Below are 5,663 nucleotides of genomic sequence, written 5' to 3' on the forward strand. Positions count from 1 at the left end.
AGCACCGCCGCGAACTTGATCCGCTCGTTGCAGCGCACGCACGGGTTGGGCGTCCGGCCGGCCTCGTAGGCGGCGACGAACTCGTCGATGACGTCGTGCTCGAAGCGGTCGGCGAGATCCCACACGTAGAAGGGGATGCCGATGATGTCGGCGGCGCGGCGGGCGTCCCGGGCGTCCTCGATCGTGCAGCAGCCGCGGGCGCCGGTGCGGTGCGACTCGGGCGACTTCGCCAGGGCCAGGTGCACGCCTGTCACGTCATGGCCGGCGTCCGCCGCGCGGGCCGCCGCCACCGCCGAGTCGACACCCCCGGACATCGCCGCGAGCACACGCATCCGGCTCACCCCCCGGACAGCCCGGACAGCCCGGACAGCCCGGCGAGCGCCCCCGCCCGGCGCGCCCGGCCGACCACCGGCATGATCACACGGACCAGGGCATCGACGTCCGCCGCGGTGGACGTCCGCCCCAGCGAGAAGCGCAGCGAGCCGCGGGCGCGGGCCTCGTCGACGCCCATGGCGAGCAGCACGTGGGACGGCTGGGCCACCCCCGCGGAGCAGGCCGACCCCGTCGAGCACTCGATCCCGTGGGCGTCGAGCAGCAGCAGCAGCGAGTCGCCCTCGCAGCCAGGGAAGGTCAGATGGGCGATGCCGGGCAGACGGCCGGGACCGGAGGGCGCTCCGTTGGCCACCGCGCCCGGCACCGCGGCGAGCACCCGGGCGACCAGGTCGTCCCGCAGGGCGGCCAGCCGTACCGCCTCGACCGGCTGCTCGGCGACCGCCGCCGACGCCGCCGCCGCGAAGGCGGCCACCCCCGGGGTGTCCAGGGTGCCGGAGCGGACGTCGCGCTCCTGCCCGCCGCCGTGCGTCAGCGGCGCCAGCGTCAGGCCGCGGCGTACCAGCAGCGCGCCCATGCCGATCGGGCCGCCGAGCTTGTGCGCGCTGACCGTCAGCGCGTCCGCGCCGCTGTCCTCGAACGACACCGGGATCGACCCGACGGCCTGGACGGCGTCGGTATGGAACACGATTCCGTAACGGTGCGCGATCGCGGCGAGCTCCGCGACCGGTGAGACCGTCCCGACCTCGTTGTTCGCCCACATCACGCTGATCAGGGCGACGCTGTCGGGGTCACGCGCGATCGCCGCGGCGAGGACCTCGGGGCGCACCATCCCGGTGGCGTCCACCGGCAGCAGCTCGACCTGGGCGTCCTGCGCCTCGGCGAGCCAGATCACGGTGTCGAGGATGGCCCGGTGCTCGACCGCGCTGACGAGCACCCGGTGCCGGCGCGGCTCGGCGGCCCGGCGGGCCCAGTACAGCCCCTTGATGGCCAGGTTGTCGCTCTCGGTGCCGCCGGCGGTGAAGACCACCTCGGACGGGCGGGCGCGCAGCGCGGCGGCGAGCGCCTCACGCGATTCTTCAACCACCCTGCGTGCACGACGGCCGCTGGCGTGCAGCGACGACGCGTTCCCGCCGTCCGCGAGCGCCGCATTGTAGGCGGCCACGGCCTCCGGACGCATCGGCGTGGTCGCCGCATGGTCGAGGTAGGTCACACCACCGAGGATATCCGCGCCCGCCGGCGATACCCGCCCGACGCCCACAGTCCGCAACCCGACGCCCCAACCGCCGACGACCGGCCAACGGCGGCGGGCTGGACCGGACCATCACCCTCCGAATATCACCGCCGGCCCGCCAAGCACATCTGGCAAAGCGCGGTATCCGATCAGAGACGGTCGCACACAGTCTCAGATCATGGCTTCCACCTGTGGCTTTCTAGTGTAAGTACGTTTCATGTAATTGTGGTTACACTAGAATCCAGCCTTTGGAGGCGCCTTGGACGCCGGGATGGGTGGTGCAGGTGGAGCGGCCGGTGGACATGTTCGACCGGGAGGAGGAGTGGGCGGCGCTCGCGCGCTTCTGCGAGGACCCGACGCCGGGCGCGACGCTGGGCGTGGTCACCGGCCGCCGGCGGCAGGGGAAGTCGTTCCTGCTCGAGGCGGCGTGCGAGCAGACCGGTGGCCTGTACCACCAGGCGCTCGAAGGGACCGCTGTGGACTCGCTGCGGCTGTTCGGCGCGCGCTTCGCCGAGCACGTCGGCGCCGCGGCGCCGCTGGCGTTCGGTTCCTGGGCCGAGGCGGTCGACGCCGTGCTGGGGCTGGGCCGGCAGGCTCCGACCACCGTCGTCATCGACGAGTTCCCCTATCTGATCAAGGCTTCGCCACAGCTGCCCTCGGTGGTCCAGGCGGCGTTCGGCCCGCGCCGTCCCGAACGGACCGGCTCGCGAACACGGCTGATCCTGTGCGGATCCGCGCTCACGGTCATGGGCCGTCTGCTCGCCGGCTCGGCGCCGCTGCGCGGCCGGGCGGCGCTGGAGCTGGTCGTGCCCTCGCTGGACTTCCGGCTGGCCCGGGAGTTCTGGGGCATCGACGACCACCGGCTCGCGGCGCAGGTACACGCCGTCGTGGGCGGGACGCCGGCCTACCGGGACTTCGCTCGCGGGGACGGCCCGCGCGGCATCGACGACTTCGACGCCTGGGTGGTCAGAACGGTCCTCAACCGCAACTCGCCGCTGTTCCGCGAGGCGCGCTACCTGCTCGCGGAGGAGCCGGACCTGCGTGACCCCGGCCTGTACAGCTCGGTACTGGCGGCCGTGGCCACCGGCGCTGTCACCCGCGGCGCGATCGCGAACGCGGTCGGCCGGCCGACGGGCGACCTCGCGCACCCGCTGACCGTGCTGACCGACGCCGGCTTCCTGGTCAAGGCGGACGACCTGCTGCGCGACCGGCGTCCGGTGTGGCGGATCGCCGAGCCGCTGATCGCCTTCTACCACGCCGTCATGCGGCCGGTCTTCGGCCGGCTCGAGGCGCGTGGACAGGCGGCCAGGACCTGGCCGGGCCGGCGCGCCACGTTCGCCTCCCAGATCCTCGGGCCCGACTTCGAGGAGATCTGCCGGACCTGGGTGGCGCTGTACGCCGGCCCGGCGGCTCTCGGCACCGACGACCTCGGCGACATAGGCGACATCGGCCACGGCACCATCCACGACCGCGAACAGCGGGCGGCGATGGAGCTCGACGTCGTCGCGCTCGGCCCGGCCGACGGCGAGCGCCGCCGGCTCGTCGCCGTCGGCGAGGCCAAATGGGGCGTCGAGCTGGGCCTCGAGCATCTGAACAGGCTGCGACGCGCCCGCACGCTCATCGAACGGACGGGCAACCTGGACGTGACCGGCACCCGCCTCCTGCTGTTCTCCGCCACCGGCTTCACCGACGACCTGCGCGCCGCCGCAGCCCGCGCCCCCGACATCGTCCTCATAGACCTCCACCGCCTGTACGAAGGCGGGTGAGCCAGCAGAGGCCGCCGTTCACTCGACTGGCTCGATCCGCAGGCCGGTGATCCGGGCGAGGTTGTCGAAGTCGCGATCGGCATGCAGCAGACCCGCGTCGGCTCTGATGGCCGCCTGCGCGATGAGGCAGTCGGTGAGCACCCGGACCGTCACCCCGCTGTGCCGGGCGGATCGGTACAAGGCCGCGGCGTTCTCGTAATCGCCGGAATCATGCAGAGGAAGGATGGGTAGGGACGCGAGCAACGCCAGCAGCTCACGCTGGTGTTCGTGGGAACGGGCGCCTGCGAACACCTCAAAACGGACGATCTCCGTCGTCACCAGGTAGGCGTCCTCGTCGATCAGATCGCGTAGCCGCCGATGGACCGGTGACTTGCTCCCACGGAGCAGCTCGATCCACGCGGAAGTATCGACGAGAATCACCGGTCGTCACGGGAAACGCTGTCGAGACTCGACACGAAACCCGGGCGGAGCTCGCTCAGGTCCGCGTCCCAGCCCGTGCCTTCCAGGGCCAGGGCCCGGCGCCGGAAGTCGGCCCGGCCGACGAGATGCCGCAAGGCCAGATCGACGATTTCACGCCGGGTGTTCACTCCGAAGACGCGCATGGCCTCCTCGATCAACTCGTCGTCGACGACGATGTTGGTCCGCACATCAGCCATGGTCATCAACATACACACCTCTGTGTATGTTGCTTGTCAGCAGATCCAAGAGTGACAGTACGTGACACCATGGATCGCGACAAGTCCGATACATCCGGTCAGAAGTGATAGCTCGGTGGTCTGCTGGAGGCCGGTGGGCTGACGGGCTGGCAGGTCAGAAGTCGCCGGCGCGGCTGCGGAAGTCCCGGAGGATGTCGACGAGCGGGCCGACCTGCTCGGGTGGGAAGCCCGGGCTGGCGAACAGACGGCGGTTGAGCTCGACGGTGGCCGTGGTCGCCACCTCCCGGCCGGCCGCGGTGATCTCGGCCAGGGTGGTGCGCCGGTCCGTGGGGTGCGGGATGCGGCGGACCAGGCCCTGCGAGGACAGCCGGTCGACCGCGCTGGTCACGCTCGTCGGATGCACCTGCAGACGGTTGCCGACCTTGCTCATCGGCAGTGAGCCGGCCCGGCTGAACAGCAGCAGCACGAGCAGCTCGTAGCGGGCGAAGGTCAGCTCGAAGGGGCGCAGCACCTCGTCCGCCCGGGCCAGGATGATCTGCTGGGCGCGCATCACGGACGTGACGGCCGCCATGCCGTCAGCCGCTTCGGCCCAGCCGTGCGCTGTCCACTGCTTGCGCGCCTCCTCGATGGGGTCGAACGGCAGGGGTTTGGGAAAGGACACGGTCGGACGGCTCCTCCACGACGTGGCCGGTCGGCCGGGAACAACACGGGCCTCGTTTCCCGTGCCGCCGCGGGTCCATGGGGCCGCCGTGGGCTCTGGGAAACGTGGGCCTCCCGGACCTGTCGGAAACCTGCCACCTCCGGGGCCCCACCGGATCCGGCGGGACCCCGGACGCGAGCGAATCACGACCGCGCGGCCCTGGCCAGCCAGGGCCGCTGGGAAACTAGGCTGCTTCAGACATTACGACGGTACCGGCCACCGACTTCGAAGAAAGCGTCGCTGATCTGGCCGAGCGAGCAGTGCCGGACGGCCTCCATGAGGACGTCGAAGACGTTCTCGCCGGCCGCCGCGGCCTCGCGCAGCCGGCGCAGCACCTCGGGGGCCTCCTCGGCGTGCCGGGCCTGGAAGTCGGCGAGGCGCTCGAGCTGCGAGACCTTCTCCTCCTCCGTGGCTCGGGCGAGCTCGATGGGGCCCTGCACGCTGTCCTCCGCGTCGGGGTCGAGGAACGTGTTCACCCCGATGATCGGCAGGCTGCCGTCGTGCTTGCGCTGCTCGTAGAGCATGGACTCGTCCTGGATACGGCCGCGCTGGTAGCCGGTCTCCATCGCGCCGAGCACACCGCCGCGCTCGGAGATCCGCTCGAACTCGGCGAGGACGGCCTCCTCCACGAGGTCGGTGAGCTCCTCGACGATGTGGGAGCCCTGGAGCGGGTTCTCGTTGCCGGTCAGCCCCCACTCCTTGTCAATGATCATCTGGATGGCCAGCGCCCGGCGGACGGAGTGCTCGGTCGGGGTGGTCACCGCCTCATCGTAGGCGTTGGTGTGCAGGCTGTTGCAGTTGTCGTAGATGGCGCACAGGGCCTGCAGTGTCGTGCGGATGTCGTTGAAGTCCATCTCCTGCGCGTGCAGGGAACGGCCGGAGGTCTGGACGTGGTACTTGAGCTTCTGCGACCGCTCGGCGGCACCGTAGCGCTCACGCAGAGCGACCGCCCAGATCCGCCGGGCTACCCGGCCGCT

6 protein-coding genes and 1 pseudogene are annotated in these 5,663 nt (G+C 71.3%); 1 reads left to right on the forward strand and 6 read right to left on the reverse strand.

Features of this window, described 5'->3' with window-relative positions; all coding sequences use genetic code 11:
- Together NBW84_RS12840 and NBW84_RS12845 are read right to left on the reverse strand one after the other, a co-directional pair.
- A pseudogene (locus tag NBW84_RS12840) lies at positions 1-332 on the reverse strand (tRNA 2-thiouridine(34) synthase MnmA); the annotation flags it as partial.
- A gap of 5 nt (positions 333-337) precedes the next feature.
- A complete protein-coding gene (locus NBW84_RS12845; RefSeq protein WP_250284860.1) occupies positions 338-1,543 on the reverse strand; it encodes a cysteine desulfurase family protein in 1,206 nt (401 codons plus the stop codon).
- Between the two features lie 305 nt (positions 1,544-1,848).
- On the opposite strand from NBW84_RS12845, the gene NBW84_RS12850 reads away from it, so the two are divergent.
- Positions 1,849-3,330: an AAA family ATPase gene (locus tag NBW84_RS12850; RefSeq protein WP_445548528.1), complete on the forward strand. Its 1,482-nt coding sequence runs from the start codon at positions 1,849-1,851 to the stop codon at positions 3,328-3,330.
- 18 nt (positions 3,331-3,348) lie between these two features.
- On the opposite strand, the gene vapC is transcribed toward NBW84_RS12850, so the two are convergent.
- From vapC to NBW84_RS12870, 4 genes are all read right to left on the reverse strand, one after another.
- A complete protein-coding gene (vapC, locus tag NBW84_RS12855; RefSeq protein ID WP_250284862.1) occupies positions 3,349-3,750 on the reverse strand; it encodes a type II toxin-antitoxin system VapC family toxin in 402 nt (133 codons plus the stop codon).
- Positions 3,747-3,986, reverse strand: a complete 240-nt coding sequence (locus NBW84_RS12860; RefSeq protein ID WP_250284864.1) for a type II toxin-antitoxin system VapB family antitoxin — start codon at positions 3,984-3,986, stop codon at positions 3,747-3,749. Before NBW84_RS12860 ends, vapC begins: the two co-directional genes overlap by 4 nt.
- Before the next feature lie 154 nt (positions 3,987-4,140).
- A complete protein-coding gene (locus NBW84_RS12865) occupies positions 4,141-4,647 on the reverse strand; it encodes a MarR family winged helix-turn-helix transcriptional regulator (RefSeq protein ID WP_250284866.1) in 507 nt (168 codons plus the stop codon).
- 233 nt (positions 4,648-4,880) lie between these two features.
- On the reverse strand, positions 4,881-5,663 hold a 783-nt coding region (locus tag NBW84_RS12870; RefSeq protein WP_250284867.1), incomplete at its 5' end, for a methylmalonyl-CoA mutase family protein.

Origin of the sequence: Protofrankia sp. CiP1_Cm_nod2 (assembly GCF_920664355.1) — a bacterium.
Lineage (GTDB): Bacteria > Actinomycetota > Actinomycetes > Frankiales > Frankiaceae > Protofrankia.